The organism is Peptoniphilus ovalis, assembly GCF_018919265.1.
GTDB lineage: Bacteria > Bacillota > Clostridia > Tissierellales > Peptoniphilaceae > Peptoniphilus_A > Peptoniphilus_A ovalis.
Genome location: NZ_JAHLQO010000003.1, coordinates 18,955 through 38,656 on the forward strand (window position 1 = coordinate 18,955; position 19,702 = coordinate 38,656).

A 19,702-nucleotide genomic window follows, 5' to 3' on the forward strand; every position below is an offset into this window, starting at 1 on the left:
CTTGGACTACATCTATACTTTTTGGTATCATATTTCCTCGAGGTGAATTATGAAAAAAATTGTATTGATGTTAATTTTTGCTATTAGCATTTCTTTTAATGCTTTTGCAAATAGTGAAGTTAGTATCCTTTCAAATATTATTGCATATAAAGATGGTCAAAATTATAACTTTGAAATTAAAAATGCAAAGGGAAGTCAAAAGGTTGAAGTTGAAGTTTCAAGTGATGGTAATAATCAAAAATCTAAGCTTGTAAAAATCGTCGATAATTCAAATGGTAAGAAATTAATTTCAATTAATCAAAATGAATTAGACAAAATTGTAACTCCTTCAAATGGTTATTCTTTTAAACTTGGTTTCTTAGATGATAACAATAATGTAAAAAAATCACAAAATTTACATTTAGGTAAAACAGAAATTTTTAGAAACTACAGTCCTTGGGCATATGGAAATCTTCAAAAGGCTTATGCAAACAAAATGCTTTCAGCTGAAGTTGCATCTAATGTTGGAAAAAATATTACAAGAGAAGAGCTTGCTGAAATTGCAGTTAAAGCTTGTGAAATTAAGTTTAATAAAACTTCACAAGGTTCTGTTAAACATTTCAAAGACACTGATAATAAATATGTAAACATGGCATATGATTTATTTATTATGAGTGGAAATGGAGATGGAACTTTTAATCCAAAGCGAGAAGTCACTAGACAAGATTATGCTGTTGTTATTTCCAATATATTTGATTTAAAAAATAATAAAAGTGTAAAGATTAAAGATTCAAAAGATATTGCTAAATATGCAAAAGATGCAGTTAATTCTGCTGTAAATGGTGGATATCTTTCAATTTATGAAGATGGAACTTTTAAACCTAAAAAAAATATGACTAGGGAAGAAGTTATTTCATCAATTGTAAGGATTTTATAAAACAAATCAAATTATTGTATATTTTATGTAAATTAAAATTTTTTTATGATATAATACTTCCAAGGTGAGGCTATGAAAAAAGTTGTTTTTGACACAAGCCCTCTTGGAAGTTTTCAATTTTCATGTGAGGCTTATAAGATTTATTATAAAGAAAAATTCAATCAAAATATTTTTTTCTACACAAGACATAATGGCAAGTACATAAAAGTAGAAGATAAACTACAACTTAGAGAGTTAAGTAATAGAGTAATTGTTAAAAATGATTTAGGCAATGAGGTTGATGAAATACCTCATAATAAAGACATGAGAGTTGCCCCTTTAACTGAAGAGTTAGAAAGTGATGATACTTTAATAAAAATTGTTGATAGGCTAGGAGATAAGGCAAGCTGGAAACATTCGAAGATTAAAGTTGTTGAATTAGTAGATGAAATATAAAAAAAGAGATTCAATTTGAATCTCTTATTTTTTTGCCTTAACTGGTAGTTCCAGTAAGATTTTTTCTATTCTGTTTTTCTTTGACTTCATAATAGTTATTTTGATTTCATCCACATTTATTATTTCATTAATTTCAGGGAATCTATCAATTCTTTCGATTATAAATCCACCGATAGAGTCAAATTCTTGGCATTCTAAATCTAAATCAAATCTTTGATTGATTTCATCGAGATTTACAGATCCATCGATTAAATACTTTCCTGGAGCAACATTTACTATATCCTCATCATCTTCAGTGTCATACTCATCTGATATCTGTCCGACAATCCTTTCAAAGATATCTTCAAAAGTAATCATGCCTTCGGTTCCGCCGTATTCGTCAGTTACTATTGCAACTGAAAGCTTATTTTGTCTCATTTGACTAAAAAGTGTACCCGTTGGCTTGTACTCAAATGTAAAAAATGGTTTTTTCAAATAAAAGGTGTTTTCTGAAAGTGGCTTGCTATGATCCATATGAAAGATATCTTTTACATTTAATATTCCTATAATGTTGTCAAGATTGTCTTCATATACAGGCATTCTCGAATAAGAATATTTTGAAATCTTATCAATGATTGATTCATAATCTTCATCAATTTCAATTCCAATAATATCTGTTCTTGGAGTCATAATATCTCTTGCGTATATATCTTTGAAGTCAATTACATTTTCAATCATCTTGGATTCGTTTTTATTAATTATTCCTTCTTCAATACTTAAATTCATTGCATCTTTTAAATCTTCTTCAGTAATAATTGGGTCCTCATAATTTTTATCCTTTAAGAAGATTTTAATAATTGTATTTGATAAAAATGTCAAAAGCATTGATAGTGGTCTAATTAAAATAATTGAAAAATTTAAAAATTTCGCAAATTTTGGAACAATTTCCTTATAATTTGATTTACCTAAATTTCTGGGAAGACTTTCTCCAATTAAAATTATTATTATAGTTGAAATTATAATTCCAATAATAACTCCCGTGAAATTCCATTTTTCATAAAAAAACAATGACATAAAAATTATGCTTAGTGCATTTGAAAAGTAATCATATATCAAAGTAGCAGAATATAATTCTTTGCTATTTGAAAGTTTTTTTATTAATCTTATATTAGGTGCACCTTCATCTTCAAGCCTTTCAATTTTATTAGGTCCAAGTGTGAGGTAGGCGTTCTCAATTAGTGTAAATATATAAGATAAATACATTGCAACTAAAGATATGAGAAGATATATATAGTCAATCATTAATTTTGTTCACTCCATTTTTAATATTCTTCTTCTATTATACTAAAGTCATGTAAATAAAAAAAGCTGCCGAAGCAGCTATTCTAAAATTTTTATTCAACTGTTACAGATTTTGCAAGGTTTCTTGGCTTATCAACATCATTTCCAAGAAGTAGGGAAGTGTAATAAGCAATTAATTGCTCAGGTATTACAGCAAGTAGTGGCGTTAATAAATCCATAGTCTCTGGAATTTCTATTATATCTTCAGAAATATCTTTAGAAAATACATTGTTATTTTCGATGATAGAAATAACTTTTGCTCCTCTTGCAGTTAACTCTTGATTGTTAGATAAAGTCTTTTCTAACACATCTTTTTGAGTCGCTACAGATATTACAGGAGTTCCTTCTTCAATCAATGCAATTGAACCATGTTTTAATTCTCCTGAAGGAAAGGCTTCAGTGTGAATATAAGAAATTTCCTTAAGTTTAAGAGCTCCTTCTTTTGCAGTTATATAATCAAGTGATCTACCTGTATAGAAAATTGATTTTGCATCTTTAATTTCATCAGCTATTTCTTTGAAATTTTCTTTATCTTCTAAAATTTCTTCTATTTGAGAAGGAATCTTTTCAAGATTTTCAATTATTTCTTTAACTTCATCTTGAGAAATTTTTTCTGCCTTTAGAGCAATATCCATAGCCATAAAGTATAGTGAAATAACCTGAGTTGTGTATGCCTTAGTAGAAGCAACTGAAATTTCAGGTCCTGCATAACAATAAATTACCTTATCTGCTTCTCTTGCAATAGTTGATCCAACTACATTTGTAATTGCTAATACCTTTGCTCCATGTTTTTTAGCTTCTTTAAGGGCAGCTAATGTATCAGCAGTTTCTCCTGATTGAGAAACTAAAATTACAAGTGATTTATCATCTATGAACATATTCTTGTATCTAAATTCAGATGCAATTTCAGCAACTACTGGAACTTTAACAAGTTTTTCAATTGCAAACTTACCAACTTCTCCAGCGTGAAAAGCAGTACCGCATGCAGTAATAAATATTTTATTAAAGTTTTCAATTTCTTCTTTTGTAAATGCAGCATCTTCTAAGTTTATTTTATAGTCTTTATGCTTAACAGAAATTACATCTCTTAAAACTTTAGGTTGTTCGTGAATTTCCTTAATTAAAAAATGATCATATCCTTCTTTAGAAGCATCTTGTGAAGAATAATCAACTTCAAGAATTTCTCTTTCGATCTTATTGTGATTAGCATCATAAATTGTATAAGAATCTTCTCTAATGTCTACAACATCTCCATCTTCAAGATAAATTATTTTATTAGTATGTTCAATAACAGATGTTATATCACTAGCTATTAAATATCCATCTTTATCTATAGCAAAGATTAAAGGAGAAGAATGTCTAACTGCAATAAGTCTGTCAGGTTCATTTCCGTCAATAATTCCTAAAGCGTATGCTCCTTTAAGAGAATCTATTGATTTAAAAACTGCATCTAAAATATCTCCATTATAATTTTCTGAAATTAGATTAGGAATTACTTCAGTGTCAGTTTGGGATTTAAAGTTATATCCTTTTTCAGTTAATTCATCTCTTAGCTCAACATAATTTTCGATTATTCCATTGTGAACAACGGCAATACTTTCATCATTTGAAACATGAGGATGAGCGTTTATTTTGCTAGGTACTCCATGAGTTGCCCATCTAGTATGACCAATTGCATTATTAGAATTAAGTGAACTAAAATCAAAACTTTCTTCTAGATTTTTAATTCTTCCAACTTCTTTATTAGTTATAAGCTTTCCATCTTTAACAAGTGAAATACCAGCAGAATCATATCCCCTGTATTCCAACTTTTTCAATCCATTAATTACAATTTCTGTAGCATTTTTCTTGCCATTGTAACCAACAATTCCACACATTTCTTTCTACCTCCATTACTAGAGATTCACTTCATTTCCTTTGTTATAAAATTGCTTTTATTTTTTAAGAAATGCTAAGGCTGTGATACCTTTAGAGCATCCGCCGAATTTTCGATAACTCTACTCCTCGTCAGCCAAATAGGCTCAGGCGCTTAATAAATTTTTATCTCAATAGAGATTTTAACATAATAGATATTTAAAGTAAACTTTGTGTTAAAATTAGAGAAGGGAGGAAGTATGAAGTATCAAAAAGAATATATCATTAATAAAGATTTAACTACTTCAGATATAACTAAATATTTTATAAATACGTCCAATGAAGAATCAATTAAGTTAAATTTAGATAACAATAAATTAATTGAACTTGGATACACATGGATGATTTATAAATGGAGAGTTAATATAAATAGGAAACCTATTGTTAATGAAAAAGTCATTGTTAACACATGGGCAAGTGGTTTTAAAAATTTATATGCCTTTAGAGAATTTGAAATGAAATCTAAAGATGAAATAATATCAAAGGCTTCAGTTGTATTTATTTTAATAGATCTTAAAAAGAGAAAACCCATTAAAATTCCAGAAGACATTATGAATTATTACACTTGTGATGAAATGAGAAATTTTGAAAATATTGATAGAATAAATATAAAAGATGATTTTGAAAAGATTAATACCTGTATTTACGAGGTGAAAAAATCTGATATAGATGAGAATAATCATGTAAATAACTCTGTTTATGTAGATATTATGAAAGATTCTCTACCTGATGAATTTAAAAATATGAAAATTAAAAATATAAGCATTCATTATATGAAAGAAATTAAATTAGGTGATACTGTAAATATTGATGTATTTAAAGGAAAAGATAAAATATTTTTTGATTTTAAATCCTATGATACTAGCATTAAACACGCAAGAGCATGGGTTAGTATAAATTAGCCATAAGTTGAAAAATAATATATCAAATGGTAACATAATTTTAGAGAAAGTTAATAATTAATACATATTTAAAACATATGGAGGTTAAAATGGATAGAGAGAAAGTTTTAGCAGTGATAAATGGAAAGGAAGTTACAGGAGAGGATTACAATTTATTTATGGAATCTTTAAATCCTCAACTTAGAGCTTACTTTTCTCAAGATGAAATAAATAAAGAAGTTGTAAATGAATTAGTTTATCAAGGACTTTTATATCAAGAAGCAATTGAAAAGGGAATAGATGAAGATGAAGATTTTCAAAAAGTTCTAAATAAAACTAAAGAAACAATGCTTAAAACTTATGCACTTGGCAAGCTTCTTTCAACTGTTTCTGTTACAGAAGATGAAGTTAAAGAATTTTTTGAAGAACATAAGGAAGAATTAAAACAAGGCGAAAGTGCAAGAGCTTCACATATTCTTGTTGAAGAAGAAGATAAGGCAAAAGAAATTTATGAAAAAATTAAAAATGGTGAAGATTTTGAAGCTTTAGCCAGAGAATTTTCAACTTGTCCTTCAAGTGAAAAGGGTGGAGACCTTGGCACATTTACTAAGGGACAAATGGTCAAAGAATTTGAAGATGCAGTATTTAATAATGAAGAAGGACATATTACAGAACCTGTTAAAACTCAGTTTGGTTATCACATTATAAAAGTTGTTGAAAAAAATGATGCGAAAGATGCAGAATTTGATGAAGTTAAAGATAAATTAGAAGCACAAGTCAGAAGACTTAAAGAACAGGACCTATACAACAATAAAATTAATGAATTAAAAGAAAAATATACAGTAGACATGAAAATCTAGGTGAGAAATGAAACTAGAGCTTTTTAATTATGTTGACGACGTCTTAGCGCTGTACGATTACCACTATATTGAAATAGTTGGAGTCAATAATGAATTAAAAAAATATTTTACAGAAGAATTAATTGATGACGACAGATTAGTAAATATTTCCACTAGATTAAAAACTCAAGAATCTTTAAAGGAAAAGTTAATAAGAAGAAATTTCTACATGAGATTTCCAGATCCAGTAGCCGGTTTTAAAATGATTCAGGATATTATCGGAGTTAGAATTGAGTGTAGATTCATAAAAGATGAAGAAGACTTATACAAAAAAATAATTGAAGAATTTACAATAAAATGCGAGGATGGATATTACGCATCATCTAAAAATACAAAAATTAGACTTAATTTAGAAGACAATCAACCACAAGAAATGTTAAATGGATTTAAAATGTTTAAACTCGATGGAACATATTTTGATGGTGAAATTCTTTACTGTTTCGAACTTCAAATAAAATCACTTGTTAATGTTTTTTGGGGAGAAATTGACCATAAGCTTCTTTATAAAAATTACAATTACATGATAACTGCAAATTTTTTCAGAGAGATTATGAATTCAATTAGCGACAATCTTACAATGATTGATAAACAACTCATGATTTTATACAATCATGTGAGAAAACAAGATGCATCAGAAACATTAACTGCTGAAATGCAACTTAAAAAACTGCTATCTAAGATACTTCACGATGTCTTTACTAGAAAGATTTTAGATGAACTAGGAATGTTTATAAATCTTAAAACTATAAGCGATGTTGTTGTAGATTTCCTTTTCTTGAAATCTCAAAAGAATAAGGATTTAAGCTATGGTGAAAATTTTATTTCTCTGATAAATAAAATAAATTCAGCATCAGCTAGTGACATGGATTTAGAAGAATATTTAGTTTTTAAGAAAAAACCTAAGTATTATGATTCATTTTCTAAATCAATTACAGATACTCTATACGAAATAATTAATAAAGACTTTGAATGGAATATACTATTTAAAATAATAAGAATAATAACATCTGACGATAATAGACATAATTTTACAGATTTTATAATTTTTATTAGATATGAATATACGATTAGTCTTTATGATTTATTCGAAGAAAAAGATTTCGATGTAGATACTAGAGATTTTTTAGAAAATACATTCTTGTATGAAGTTGCTAATGAATTTAAAGCTAAGCCTACTCTAGATTTTCTTCTCGAAGAATCTCTGGATAAATTTAATAAAGCAATTTTAGAAATGAGAATTAGTAAGAGTACATTAGAAGAAGATATGTTAAAAATATTTAGAGATAATTATTCTTTTTAAGACTGTAAATATTTAAAATACTTATGTATAATATTATTAGGAGGTCTAAATGATAGATAAAAATTCTTTAAAAGAAAATAGAATATTTTATTACTTCGATGAAATAACTAAAATTCCAAGATGTTCTTTTGAAGAAGATAAAATAAGAGAATATCTTGTTAATTTCGGTAAAGAACACAATTTAGAAGTATGTGTTGATAAAATTGGAAATGTAGTGCTTAAAAAAGATGCTACAGAAGGATTTGAAGATTCAGATAGTATTATTCTTCAAGGTCATATGGATATGGTTTGTGAAAAAACTAATGAATGCACTATTGATTTTTCTAAAGACCCCATTAAATATGAAATTGAAGGTGACTTTTTAATTGCTAAGGAGACTACTCTTGGGGCTGATAATGGTATAGCAATTGCAATGATTCTTGCAATACTTGAATCAGAGGAGTACAAGCACCCTAAAATTGAAGCTTTATTTACAGTTAATGAAGAAAGCGGAATGACTGGTGCTGCAAATCTTGATGGCTCAATGCTAGATTCAAAAAGACTTTTAAATCTAGACTCTGAAACTGAAGGTGTAGGTTGTATAAGCTGTGCTGGAGCGGAAAGAGATTTAATTATATTTAAAAAAGATTACAAAGATATTGATAAAGATAGTAATTTCTATGAAATTATAGTTAATGGTTTAAAAGGTGGACATTCAGGTCAAGAAATTCAAGTAGGACTTGGAAATGCAGTTAAAATTTTAGGAAGAAGTCTTCATAATATATTTAAAAATACAAATTCAGATTTAATTGAAATCGAAGGTGGAGCAAAACCAAATGCAATACCTAGATATGCTAGAGCTCTAATAAGAGTAGATGAAGATGAGATTAAAATTCTTCAAGATTTAGTAGTTGAATTAAATTCACAATTTGTAACTGAACTTGGAAAAGTTGATCCCGATGTTAGACTTAATTTTGAAAAGTCTAAAAATACATCAGACAAAGCTTTTACTGATGAATTAAAAGAAAGTATAATTCAAGCTTTAAATTTACTACCTAATGGTGTAATGACTATGTCAAAAAATATTGAAGGATTAGTTGAATCATCTGTCAATGTTGGTGTTATTGAAAACAAAGAAGATACTGTTAATATTATTTCTAATATTAGATCTTCAGTATCATCATTAAAAGAATATATAGGTGAAATAAATAAAATAGCTGCTCAAAAATTTGGAGCAGAAGTTGAAATTTTAACAAAATATCCGGCTTGGGAATATAGCGAAAATTCTGAATTAAGAGATATTGCTAGCAAGTCTTATAAAGAACTTACTGGTAAAGATTTCAAACTAGAAGCTATACATGCAGGACTTGAATGCGGACAATTCGTAGAGGAGCTAGGAAATATTGATATGCTTTCAATAGGACCTAATATGAAGGGAGTTCACGCACCAGGCGAACATCTTTCAATATCATCTACTGAAAGAACATTCGAATTTTTAATTAAAATACTAGAAAATTTAAAATAAACGATTATTTGGAGGAATTATGAATAACGAAGAAAAACATGTTCACGATCACGAGCACTGCGGCTGCGGATGCGACCACGACCACGAAGAAGGCTATCAAACTATAACTCTTACACTTGAAGATGATAGTGAATTAGTTTGTTTAGTACTAGGCATATTTGAATTTGAAGGACAAGAATATATTGCTCTAGTTCCTGAAAATGAAGAAGATGGAGAAGATGTATTTATTTACAAGTACAAAGAAGTTTCTGAAGAAGAAGTTGAACTTGATGTAATTGAATCTGAAGAAGAATTTGAAAAAGTTTCTGAAGCTTTTGAAGAAATTTTCGATGACTATGAGGAAGAAGAATAATTTTCTAAATGTGTTATAGAAAATATTCTGATTTTCTCAAAGAGAAATTTGGAGAAAAGGTATATAAATTACCAATAAAACTTGACCTTACTTGCCCCAATAGAGATGGAACTTGCGGATACGGAGGTTGTATCTTTTGTGGGGAAGAAGGTGGAAGTTTTGAAAATAATTACGGTTCAATTAAAGACCAATTAAATTTTAATAAAGAAATTATTAAAAACAAGTACAAGGCAAATAAATATATTTCTTATTTTCAAAATTTTACCAATACTTATATGGACTTTAATAAATTTAAAGAATCCGTTTTAGAATCTCTAATTGATGATGTAGTAGGTGTAAGTATTTCTACAAGGCCTGATTGTCTTGGAGAAGAGTATTTAGATTTTTTGGAAGAGTTAAATAAAGATTATTTTATAACTGTGGAACTTGGACTTCAAACAGTAAATTATCACACTCTTGATAAAATAAATAGAGGTCATGGTTTGGCAGAGTTTATAGATTCTTGTATTAAACTCAAAAAAAGAAATATCAATATTTGCACTCATATTATTATAGGACTTCCTTGGGATAATGATAGAGATATTGTAGAATGTGCAAGAATTTTAAACGCACTTGGTGTAGATGAAGTCAAAATTCATGCACTTTATATTGTAAGGAATACAGTTCTTGGTAAGATGTATCTTAATAATGAAATTGCTCCAATTTCTTTAAAAGATTACAAGAAAAAAGTTATACTCTTTTTAAGACATCTCAAAGATGATATAATAATTGAAAGATTAATTGGAAGAGCACCTGAAGAAAATTCTCTATTTTGTAACTGGGATACGTCTTGGTGGAAGATTAGAGATGACATAGTTAAAGAAATGAATGATAAAGGCTATTCTCAAGGTGATCTAGTGAAAGGAGAAATACTATGATTAAGTATATTTTAGGAAGCAAAGGTTCTGGAAAAACAAGATGGTTAATCGACAATGCTAATGAAGATTACAAAAAAGGCGACGGAAACATTGCTTTTGTAGAAGTTGATGATGATCATATTTTTAGTCTTGATTACAATGTAAGATTAATCAATGCAACTGACTACAGATTAAATTCAATTGACAGTTTTTACGGATTTATTTGTGGACTTTTAGCAATGGATTATGACTTGCACAAAATCTATATTGACGGAATTTACAAAGTATTGTCATTAAATATTGAAGACTTAGAACATCTTTACAACAAAGTTTCTAAAATTCCTGATGCAGAAAATAAAGAAATTTTCATTAATGTAGATTATTTAAAAGCAGATATGCCTGAAGCATTAAAGGATCATTCAATAGAAGTTACTGAAAACTAAGGTGAAATTGTGGATAGAAAATTAATTGTCAGAATTATTGCAATAGTCTTAGTAATTGCTATGGTTATTCCAGTAGTTCTAAATGTTACTGGTGTTTTGTGAAATTTAATAGACGTAAAGGGCTTTTTGAAGATTTCTTTGAGCATAGATCTTTTCTTATTATGCAATATACTAATGGGGATTTATCTAAAAGAGAATTTTTACAAAAGAATTTTGATTACTTTGCAATGAAAAATGCAAAGCCTTATGTAAAAGTAGACTCCTATGAAAAGGGAATGTATAATTACCAATACTATAATGTAATGGCAAAGTATTACAGGTCTCTTTCTAAAGAAGTGAGAAATACTAAGAAGCACTCTAAATATTATAATTATTATTTAAATTTAACAAATAAATATTATCAGCTTAAAGATAAATCAGTTCTTGCAATTTTAAGATTGCAAGAATTTAGAAATATGAAAGCTTATTTTATAAGGTGTCAATCTAAAGCTCTTAGAAATGAACTTTACGAAATTGTATTAGAAGACAAAAAAGAAGCCATTTTTCATTCAAAGGCTCCTTGGCTTTTAACAATTCTAAAAGATGAAAATATCTTTGACGATAAAATGAAGACGTCAGTAATTGATCATTATATAAACGAAAAATATTATTAGAAAATCCTTCGGTATTAGCCGAGGGATTTTTAATCAAAATTTAATTCATCAGATACGTCATTATCTTGCATAAAATAAACAAGAAGTTCATTTGCATTTTCAAAGTCTTCTTCTTTTACATAAATTCCCTTTTCATAAGTAGAAAATCCAGAAAGCATTCTCATTAAATCATCATCATTTTCCACAAAATAGGGAATAGAGTTATCTTCTAAAAAAGACACAATTTCATCAAAAGTTAGTTTATTTGTAGTAGAAACTAATTTTACATATTCAATATCTTTTGTCATAATATCACCAATTTAATTATACCCTATAATTTAAATTTATATAGATTATTTGAGTTTTAAAATCTCAATGGGTGTATAATTGTTTTATAAATATATATAAGGAGAGAAAAATGTCAAAACAAAATGAAGGATTTTCTTCGATTTTAGGTTTTATAATGGTTGCAATTGGGCTTGCACTAGGTATAGGAACGCTATGGAGATTTCCATATGTGGTAGGAGAAAATGGTGGAGCAATTTTTATTTTCCTTTACATTCTAATTATTTTAATAATTGGAATTCCTCTTATGACCTGTGAAGTTACAATTGGATATAAGACAGGAAATGCTGCCATAGATGCATATAAAAATCTAAAACCAGGAACAAAATGGTACTTAGCAGGATATTTACACACTTTAGCTGCTCTTTTAATTGTTGGATATACTTCAGTTATATATGCTTGGATAATGAAATATATTGCAGGCGCAGTTGCTGGAGATTTTGTGGGACTTACAAGTTCAGGAATACAAACTTATTTTAATGATTTTAATGCAAATAAAAAAATTGTATTTTTATTTTTCCTAATTAATTTCATTTTAAATGACTTAGTAATTATTTTAGGGGTTCAAAAGGGAATAGAAAGAGTATCAAAAATATTAATTCCTATATTATTTGTAATTATGATTATAATAATATTCTTCGCCCTTAGACTTCCTGGAGCCATGGAAGGTTTAGAATTTTTATTCAATCCAGATATTTCTAATTTTTCTATGAATTCAGTTATAACTTGTTTAGGTCAAGCTTTCTTTGCACTTGGGCTTGCTATGTTAGGTTCAATGGTTTTTGGATCATATATTAAAGAAGAAAATGAAAATATCTTTAGACATTCAACTGTGATATGTATAGCTCTTGTAATTGCTGGAATTTTATCAGGACTAATGATACTTCCTATAGTTTTTGCAACTGGACTTGAACCAGGAGAAGGAGTTGCTCTTACATTTCTAACACTTCCACTAGCATTTAATGTAGTTCCTTTTGGAAGAGTTTTATCTGTTCTATTTTATTTTGGATTTTATATTGCTGCCTTCACATCTTCAGTTGGAGTACTTGAAGCAATAGTTGGACAGTTTATGGAAAGATTTAAAATAGGAAGAATTAAAGCACTAATTTATGCATCAATTATTATATTAATTATCGCAGCACTTTCTATATCTAGTGACAGCGTATTTAATTTCTTAGATAATTTTGAAAGTAATTATGTACTTGTATTTGGGTGCCTTGCCATTGCAATATTTTCTGCAAGAGCATGGGGAATGAAAAATGTAATTGAAGGTGCAAATATTAAAAATTCATTTATTAAAACTTGGATGAATATTAGTATAAAATATATTTCTCCAATTGTTATAGTAGTAATATTTTTAAGTCAGTTTATAAAATTTTAAACATAAAAAAAGACCCGCTTGGGTCTTTTTTATTACATATTCTTAGAATAGAATTCAACGATTAATTGATCTTCAATTTCTATTGGAATTTCTTCTCTATCTGGGGAAGAAACTAAAGTAGCTTTGAAGTCTTCATCTTTTGAAATATAAGGATAGTTTACAACAATATTAGTGTTGTAGTTTTCCTTGAATAAATCAACTTTTCTACCTTTTGCAGAAAGAGCGATTACATCAGATGGTTCACATCTGTAAGAAGGAATATTAACTTTCTTTCCATTTACAGTTACATGACCATGACTAACCATTTGTCTAGCTTGTCTAATAGAAGAAGCAAAGCCCATTCTATAGCAAAGATTATCTAGACGTCTTTCTAAGAAATTAATTAGGTTAGGACCAGTTTGTCCTTGAGTTCTTTGAGCTTCCTTGAATAAATTTACGAATTGTTTTTCAAGAACGCCGTAGTAAGCCCTTAATCTTTGTTTTTCTAAAAGTTGTTTACCGTATTCAGTAAGTTTCTTATCGCTTCTTGCAGTACCTCTTGTAGCTCTTTTCATAGCCTTAGGGTGACCACAAACATTAAGTCCAAGTCTTCTTGATTGTTTGAACTTAGGATCCATCATTTTTGCCATATTTTCATCAAACTCCTTATAAATCTTCGCCGCGATAATTTATAAGCCGATAGCATTATACTAAATCTCAATGTTTTTGTAAAGTAAAATAAAAGAATATTTAAAACTTTTACACTCTAACAAAAATATTTTGTTAACACAACTGATTATTCATTAATTAATTATATTATTTTATGTTATACTAAAGATAATATCAAAGACAGAAATGAAATTCAAAATATTATTTTATTAATTATAGGAGGATATATGAAAAAAATAGAATTTGTAGATACAATTCTTAGAGATGCTCATCAATCTTTAATGGCAACGAGAATGACATATAAAGATATGGAACCAGCTCTTGAAAGACTTGATAAAGTTGGTTACAAAGCTATTGAATGTTGGGGTGGAGCTACATTTGATTCTTGTATAAGATTTTTAAATGAAGACCCATGGGAAAGAATTAGAAACATTAAGAGTAAATTTAAAAATACAAAAACTCAAATGCTTTTAAGAGGACAAAATCTTCTAGGATATAAAAACTATCCAGATGATGTAGTTGAAAAATTCGTTGAATTATCTGTTAAAAATGGTGTAGATATTATTAGAATTTTTGACGCATTAAATGATGTTAGAAATATAGAAACTTCTCTTAAAGCTACAAAAAAAGCCGGTGCAGAAGCTCAAGTTGCTATTTGCTATACAACTTCAGATGTTCACACTATTGAATACTTTACTGATCTTGCAGTTAAAGTTCAAGAAATGGGAGCAGATTCAATCGCTATAAAAGATATGGCTGGAATTCTTACTCCATATGTTTCTAGAGATTTAGTAAAATCAATTAAAAAAGTTATCGATATTCCTCTAGAGCTACACACTCACGATACTACTGGATGCTCAAATATGACTTATCTTAAGGGAATAGAAGAGGGAGCTGATATAATTGACACAGCAATTTCTCCATTCTCAGGCGGTACAAGTCAACCTGCAACAGAAACTCTTGCAATTGTTTTAAAAGAAGCAGGATATGATGTTGATTTAGATTTAGATATATTAAATGAGCTTGCTCCTTATTTCCAAGAAGTTAAAAACAAATATTTAAATGATGGAACTATGAGAGTTAAAATGCTTACAGTTGATCCTAAGGGACTTATCTATCAAGTACCAGGTGGAATGCTTTCTAACTTAAGTTCTCAACTTACAGCTGCAAAACAAGATCATTTATTTGACAAAGTTCTTGCTGAAGTTCCTAATGTTAGAAAAGACATGGGATATCCACCACTTGTTACTCCAATGAGTCAAATGGTTGGTACTCAAGCAAGTTTTAACGTAATGACTGGAAAGAGATATAAAATGGTTCCAAATGAAATCAAAGATTATCTAAAGGGACTTTATGGTAAAGCTCCAATTGAAATTGATGAGGACTTTAGAAAATCAATTATTGGAGATGCTGAAGTTATTACTGATAGACCAGCAAACCACTTAGAACCAGCTCTTGATAAATATAAACAAGAAGTTGGAGATTTAGCAAGATGTGAAGAAGATGTTTTAACTTATGCATTATTCCCACAAGTTGCTAAAGAGTTCTTAAAAAATAAATACAACGCTTAATATAAAATACTATCTAGGAAACTAGGTAGTATTTTTGCATTTAATGTGAATTTATTGTATATTTATTTTTAGGAAAGGTGATTAAATGAATTATAAAGATTTTAAAGTTGAGGATTATATAGATTTATATTCAGAACTAATATTAAAAACAGGACTTAGAATTAAAGAAGGCGACAGACTTGTTGTTAGATGTCCAGTTGACGCTAGAGATTTTGCAATTTCAATTACTAAAAAAGCTTATGAACTAGGCGCGATTGAAGTGCAAATGGACTACAGAGATGAAATTTTATCAAGACTTAAATATGAAAATGAATCAGTTGAAGTATTGACAGATATCCCAAAGCATAAAGTTGATAAAGAGAATTACTATATGGAAAAGAAAGCAAAATATCTTTCTGTAACTGGTGCAAATCCTGATGCTTTTAAAGGAGTAGATTCAGAAAAATTATTTAAAGCAAATCTTGCTAGCTCAAAGGCACTTAAAGACTTTAGTGCTAAGATGATGGCAAATTATATATCTTGGATAGTAGTTGGTGCAAGTATTCCATCTTGGGCAACAAAAGTATTTCCTGATTTAGACAAAGAAGAAGCAGTAAGAAAATTATGGTTTGAAATATTTAATTCAGTTAGACTTTTTGAAAATGATCCAGTAAAAGCAACTAATGAACATATTGAAAATTTAAATAGATACAGCAAATTTTTAAATGAAAATAAATTTGAAAAATTAGTATATACATCTAAAAGGGGAACTAATCTTCAAGTAGAGCTACCAAAAGGATATATCTTTGCAGGAGCAACTGATAAAAATAGTGATGGAGAAACATTTATTGCAAATATGCCAAGTGAAGAAGTTTTCTCTGCTCCAAAACTCGATGGTGTAAATGGTATAGTTTATTCAACTCTTCCACTTAATTACAATGGAAATTTAATAAAAGATTTTTATTTGAAATTTGAAAATGGAGAAGTAGTAGACTATGATGCTGAAGAAGGTAAAGAATATTTAAAAAATATTTTAGAAACTGACGAGGGATCAAAAAAACTTGGAGAAGTTGCACTAGTATCATACAACACTCCAATTTCTATGAGAAAAGTTCTATTCTTTAATACTCTTTATGATGAAAATGCTTCATGTCACTTTGCACTTGGTAAATCATATCCAAGCTGTATAGAAAGTGGAGAAAAATTATCTATTGAAGAATTAAAGGAAAGAGGAATGAATGATTCTCTAACTCATGTTGACTTTATGGTTGGCGATGAAACTACAAATATTGTAGGAATCAAAGAAAATAGAGAAGAAGTTCAAATCTTCAAAGACGGAAATTTTGTAATTTAAAAAGGCCCCATGTGGGGCTTTTTTTAATAAGTCGATATATAATCCTTCATTGATTCAAATTTTTTATCTCCAATCCCATCAACATTTTTAATATCTTCAATTGATGAAAATTGAGAATTCAATCTGTAATTTATAATCTTCTCTGCAGTTTTTTCTCCAACTCCTGGAATTTTTTGAAGCTCTGAACTATCAGCTGTATTTATATTAATAAGTGGTCCAGAATTTGAACTAGGAATAGAAGTTAAACTGTTTACCATTGGAGTTTCAACTTCTCCAATTTTAGGAATATAAATCTTTTCTTCATCATTTAATTTTTTAGCAAGATTTATTTTATCTAAATCTGCATCATCAATTGGTCCTCCAGCTTTTTCGAGAGCATCAACAATCCTACTATCACTATTTAATTTCAAAAGTCCAGGATTTTTAACAGCCCCAGAAATATGTACATAAATTTCTCCACTTTTACTCTCATTTTTATTTTCAATTTCAATTTCTTCTTTATTATTTTTAAATTCCTTCGATGTATTTATATCTAAGAGATAATTTTCATTTGATACATTACTTGAAACATAATACTGGTATCCTATTATTATAAGAAGAATAGAAATTATTATGTATGGAAGATTATCTTTTTTGAAAATGTTTTTAAAAAAATTATTATTCATATAAACTCTCTTTTCTTTATTATTTATTTAATACCCTTATTACAAATTCTTATTCAGTTTTCAAATAATAAAAAGTATGTTATAATTTATTTAATAAAACGATTTCAAAAATTTACATATTAGGAGGAAGACTATGAAAGTTTATAAAACAGAACAAGTTAGGAACCTTGCTCTCGTAGGACATTCTGGGTCTGGAAAGACCAACCTTACAGAAGCAATGCTATACCAAAGTGGTGCTACTAAGAAACTTGGAAATGTTTCTAGTAAAAATACTGTATCTGACTTTTCTAAAGAAGAAAAGGAAAGAGGCACATCAATTGGTACAGCAATTATTCCTGTTGAATGGAGAAATTACAAGGTCAATGTTATAGATACACCAGGATTTTTAGACTTTTCAGGCGAAGCTCATGGAGCTTTAAGAGCCAGTGAAGCAGCAATCATGGTAATTGATGCAACTAAGGGAATAGAAGTTGGAACAGAAAGAACTTGGAAATATACAGAAAAAATTGGTCTTCCAAGAATTATTTTTATAAATAAAATTGATGGTGAAAATGTAAACTTTAGAAAATTAATGGAAGAATTAGAAGATGCCTTTGGCAAGAAAGTTATTCCATTTTCAGTTCCAATTGGTGAAGGAGAAAACTTTGTTGGAGTTACTGATGTAATTTTCCAAAAAGGATATAAATATGTTAATTCTGCACCTGAAGAAACAGAACTTAATCACGATCAATTAAAAGCAACCGAAAGAATGTATGAAGAAATTGCAGAAGTTGTTGCAGGATCTGATGAAGTTTTAATGGAAAAATATTTCTCTGGAGAAAAATTTACAAGAGAAGATTTATTAAGAGGAGTTACAACAGCTCTACTAGAAGGTGATGCTGTACCACTTCTTGTAGGCTCTGGTGAAAAAGGAATAGGAATAGATATTCTTCTTAATACTATCGTTAACTACATGCCTGCACCAAATGATCCTCGTGCTCACACTGGATTTAGATTTAAAGAAGGGGAAGAAAGAACAGTAAATCCTAAAGAACCTTTCGCAGCAGTTGTATTTAAAACAATTTCTGACCCATTCTTAGGAAAAATATCAATTTTTAAAGTAATTTCTGGGGTACTAAATAAAGAAACTTCTATTTACAATGTAAATTCTGAAGAAAGTGAAAAACTCGGTGGAATTTATGTAATGAGAGGTAAGGAACAAATAGAAATTGAAGAAATATATGCAGGAGATATTGGAGCAACAACTAAGCTTTCTAATACTGTAACTGGAGACACTTTATGTGACAAAGATCATATAGTTGAATATAAGAAATTAAAATATGCAACACCAGTACTTTATTATGCAATTGAACCAAAAACTAAAGGTGATGAAGAAAAACTTTCTCAATCACTTAAGAAAATTAGAGAAGAAGATCCTACTTTTGTTATAGAAAGAAATCCTGAAACTAAGCAACTTACAATTGGTGGACAAGGTAAAGTTCAACTTGATGTAATTCTTGAAAGATTAAAGAATATGTATGGCGTTGAAGTTGAAATAGTTCCATTTATTATTCCATATAGAGAAACTATTAGAAAGACAGCAAGCGTACAAGGTAAACACAAGAAACAATCTGGTGGTGCCGGACAATATGGAGATGTTTGGATTAGATTTGAACCATCTGATCAAGACTTTGAATTCGATGAAGAAGTTTTTGGTGGAGCAGTTCCAAAGAACTACTTCCCAGCAGTTGAAAAGGGAATTATTGAATCAAAAGAAAAGGGAGTTCTTGCAGGATATCCTGTTACTAATTTCAAAGCTGTTCTATACGATGGATCTTACCATGATGTGGATTCCAATGAAATGAGTTTCAAACTAGCAGCAAACTTGGCATTTAAAAAAGGTATGCAAGAAGCAAGTCCAGTTTTACTTGAACCAATAATGAAAGTTGAAGTAACAATCCCTGAAGCTTATCTTGGAGATGTAATGGGCGATATGAATAAAAGACGTGGAAGAATCTTAGGTATGGATCAACAAAATGATGGTACTCAAGTTCTCATAGCTGAAGCTCCACAAGCTGAGTTATTCACTTATTCTATTGATTTAAGATCACTAACTCAAGGTAGAGGAACTTTCGAAATGGAATTTATAAGATACGAAGAAGTTCCACAAAATATCGCTGAAAAAATAATAGAAGAAAGAAAAGAAAAATAAATTTATTTGGGTCCTTAAGGGGACCCAATTTTTATTTATATAAAACTTTACAAAATACATGAAGTATATTAAAATA

General features: G+C 28.8%; 19 protein-coding genes. 14 read left to right on the forward strand and 5 right to left on the reverse strand.

Translation table 11 applies throughout. From position 1 onward, the window contains the following. The first annotated feature begins 49 nt into the window (after positions 1 to 49). Positions 50 to 916: an S-layer homology domain-containing protein gene (locus tag KQI68_RS03765; RefSeq protein ID WP_216548801.1), complete on the forward strand. Its 867-nt coding sequence runs from the start codon at positions 50 to 52 to the stop codon at positions 914 to 916. A gap of 72 nt (positions 917 to 988) precedes the next feature. Continuing rightward, positions 989 to 1,351, forward strand: a complete 363-nt coding sequence (locus KQI68_RS03770; RefSeq protein ID WP_216548802.1) for a hypothetical protein — start codon at positions 989 to 991, stop codon at positions 1,349 to 1,351. A gap of 24 nt (positions 1,352 to 1,375) precedes the next feature. Here KQI68_RS03770 and KQI68_RS03775 read toward each other — a convergent pair whose 3' ends face one another. Continuing rightward, positions 1,376 to 2,632 (reverse strand): hemolysin family protein, encoded by a 1,257-nt coding sequence (locus KQI68_RS03775; protein WP_216548803.1) that lies wholly within the window; start codon positions 2,630 to 2,632, stop codon positions 1,376 to 1,378. 92 nt (positions 2,633 to 2,724) lie between these two features. Continuing rightward, entirely contained in the window at positions 2,725 to 4,548 is a 1,824-nt protein-coding gene (gene glmS, locus KQI68_RS03780; protein ID WP_216548804.1) for a glutamine--fructose-6-phosphate transaminase (isomerizing), read from the reverse strand. Positions 4,549 to 4,785: 237 nt separating this feature from the next. Between glmS and KQI68_RS03785 the strand changes: the two genes are divergently transcribed. From KQI68_RS03785 to KQI68_RS03820, 8 genes are all read left to right on the forward strand, one after another. Then, positions 4,786 to 5,487, forward strand: coding sequence for an acyl-[acyl-carrier-protein] thioesterase (locus KQI68_RS03785; RefSeq protein WP_216548805.1), 702 nt, complete (start codon positions 4,786 to 4,788; stop codon positions 5,485 to 5,487). Positions 5,488 to 5,576: 89 nt separating this feature from the next. Beyond that, on the forward strand, positions 5,577 to 6,326 hold the full coding sequence (locus tag KQI68_RS03790; protein WP_216548806.1) for a peptidylprolyl isomerase: 750 nt from the start codon (positions 5,577 to 5,579) through the stop codon (positions 6,324 to 6,326). Between the two features lie 7 nt (positions 6,327 to 6,333). Further along, positions 6,334 to 7,665 (forward strand): GTP pyrophosphokinase, encoded by a 1,332-nt coding sequence (locus tag KQI68_RS03795; protein ID WP_216548807.1) that lies wholly within the window; start codon positions 6,334 to 6,336, stop codon positions 7,663 to 7,665. A 49-nt stretch (positions 7,666 to 7,714) separates the two neighbouring features. After that, entirely contained in the window at positions 7,715 to 9,169 is a 1,455-nt protein-coding gene (locus KQI68_RS03800) for an aminoacyl-histidine dipeptidase (protein WP_216548808.1), read from the forward strand. A gap of 19 nt (positions 9,170 to 9,188) precedes the next feature. Then, positions 9,189 to 9,521, forward strand: a complete 333-nt coding sequence (locus KQI68_RS03805; RefSeq protein ID WP_216548809.1) for a DUF1292 domain-containing protein — start codon at positions 9,189 to 9,191, stop codon at positions 9,519 to 9,521. A gap of 8 nt (positions 9,522 to 9,529) precedes the next feature. Continuing rightward, a complete protein-coding gene (gene mnmL, locus KQI68_RS03810) occupies positions 9,530 to 10,438 on the forward strand; it encodes a tRNA modification radical SAM protein MnmL/YtqA (protein WP_216548810.1) in 909 nt (302 codons plus the stop codon). Then, positions 10,435 to 10,860 (forward strand): hypothetical protein, encoded by a 426-nt coding sequence (locus KQI68_RS03815; protein ID WP_216548811.1) that lies wholly within the window; start codon positions 10,435 to 10,437, stop codon positions 10,858 to 10,860. Before mnmL ends, KQI68_RS03815 begins: the two co-directional genes overlap by 4 nt. 98 nt (positions 10,861 to 10,958) lie before the next feature. Beyond that, the gene (locus tag KQI68_RS03820; RefSeq protein ID WP_216548812.1) at positions 10,959 to 11,513 is read left to right on the forward strand and encodes a DUF6648 family protein; all 555 of its coding nucleotides are present in this window, start codon (positions 10,959 to 10,961) and stop codon (positions 11,511 to 11,513) included. A gap of 29 nt (positions 11,514 to 11,542) precedes the next feature. Here the strand turns inward: KQI68_RS03820 and KQI68_RS03825 are convergent, their stop codons facing one another. Next, positions 11,543 to 11,800 carry a putative signal transducing protein gene (locus tag KQI68_RS03825; protein WP_216548813.1) on the reverse strand — a complete coding sequence of 86 codons (258 nt, stop codon included), beginning with the start codon at positions 11,798 to 11,800 and terminating at the stop codon, positions 11,543 to 11,545. Between the two features lie 110 nt (positions 11,801 to 11,910). Here KQI68_RS03825 and KQI68_RS03830 point away from each other — a divergent pair, with 110 nt between their 5' ends. Then, positions 11,911 to 13,218 (forward strand): sodium-dependent transporter, encoded by a 1,308-nt coding sequence (locus tag KQI68_RS03830; RefSeq protein WP_216548814.1) that lies wholly within the window; start codon positions 11,911 to 11,913, stop codon positions 13,216 to 13,218. A gap of 32 nt (positions 13,219 to 13,250) precedes the next feature. Here the strand turns inward: KQI68_RS03830 and rpsD are convergent, their stop codons facing one another. Then, positions 13,251 to 13,847: a 30S ribosomal protein S4 gene (rpsD, locus tag KQI68_RS03835; RefSeq protein ID WP_216548815.1), complete on the reverse strand. Its 597-nt coding sequence runs from the start codon at positions 13,845 to 13,847 to the stop codon at positions 13,251 to 13,253. A gap of 246 nt (positions 13,848 to 14,093) precedes the next feature. Between rpsD and KQI68_RS03840 the strand changes: the two genes are divergently transcribed. Then, positions 14,094 to 15,437, forward strand: coding sequence for an oxaloacetate decarboxylase subunit alpha (locus KQI68_RS03840; protein WP_216548816.1), 1,344 nt, complete (start codon positions 14,094 to 14,096; stop codon positions 15,435 to 15,437). Between the two features lie 85 nt (positions 15,438 to 15,522). After that, a complete protein-coding gene (locus KQI68_RS03845) occupies positions 15,523 to 16,770 on the forward strand; it encodes an aminopeptidase (RefSeq protein WP_216548817.1) in 1,248 nt (415 codons plus the stop codon). A gap of 23 nt (positions 16,771 to 16,793) precedes the next feature. Here KQI68_RS03845 and KQI68_RS03850 read toward each other — a convergent pair whose 3' ends face one another. Then, positions 16,794 to 17,435, reverse strand: coding sequence for a ComEA family DNA-binding protein (locus KQI68_RS03850; RefSeq protein WP_216548818.1), 642 nt, complete (start codon positions 17,433 to 17,435; stop codon positions 16,794 to 16,796). A gap of 133 nt (positions 17,436 to 17,568) precedes the next feature. Between KQI68_RS03850 and fusA the strand changes: the two genes are divergently transcribed. Then, positions 17,569 to 19,626, forward strand: coding sequence for an elongation factor G (fusA, locus tag KQI68_RS03855; protein ID WP_216548819.1), 2,058 nt, complete (start codon positions 17,569 to 17,571; stop codon positions 19,624 to 19,626). The last annotated feature ends 76 nt before the right edge of the window (positions 19,627 to 19,702 follow it).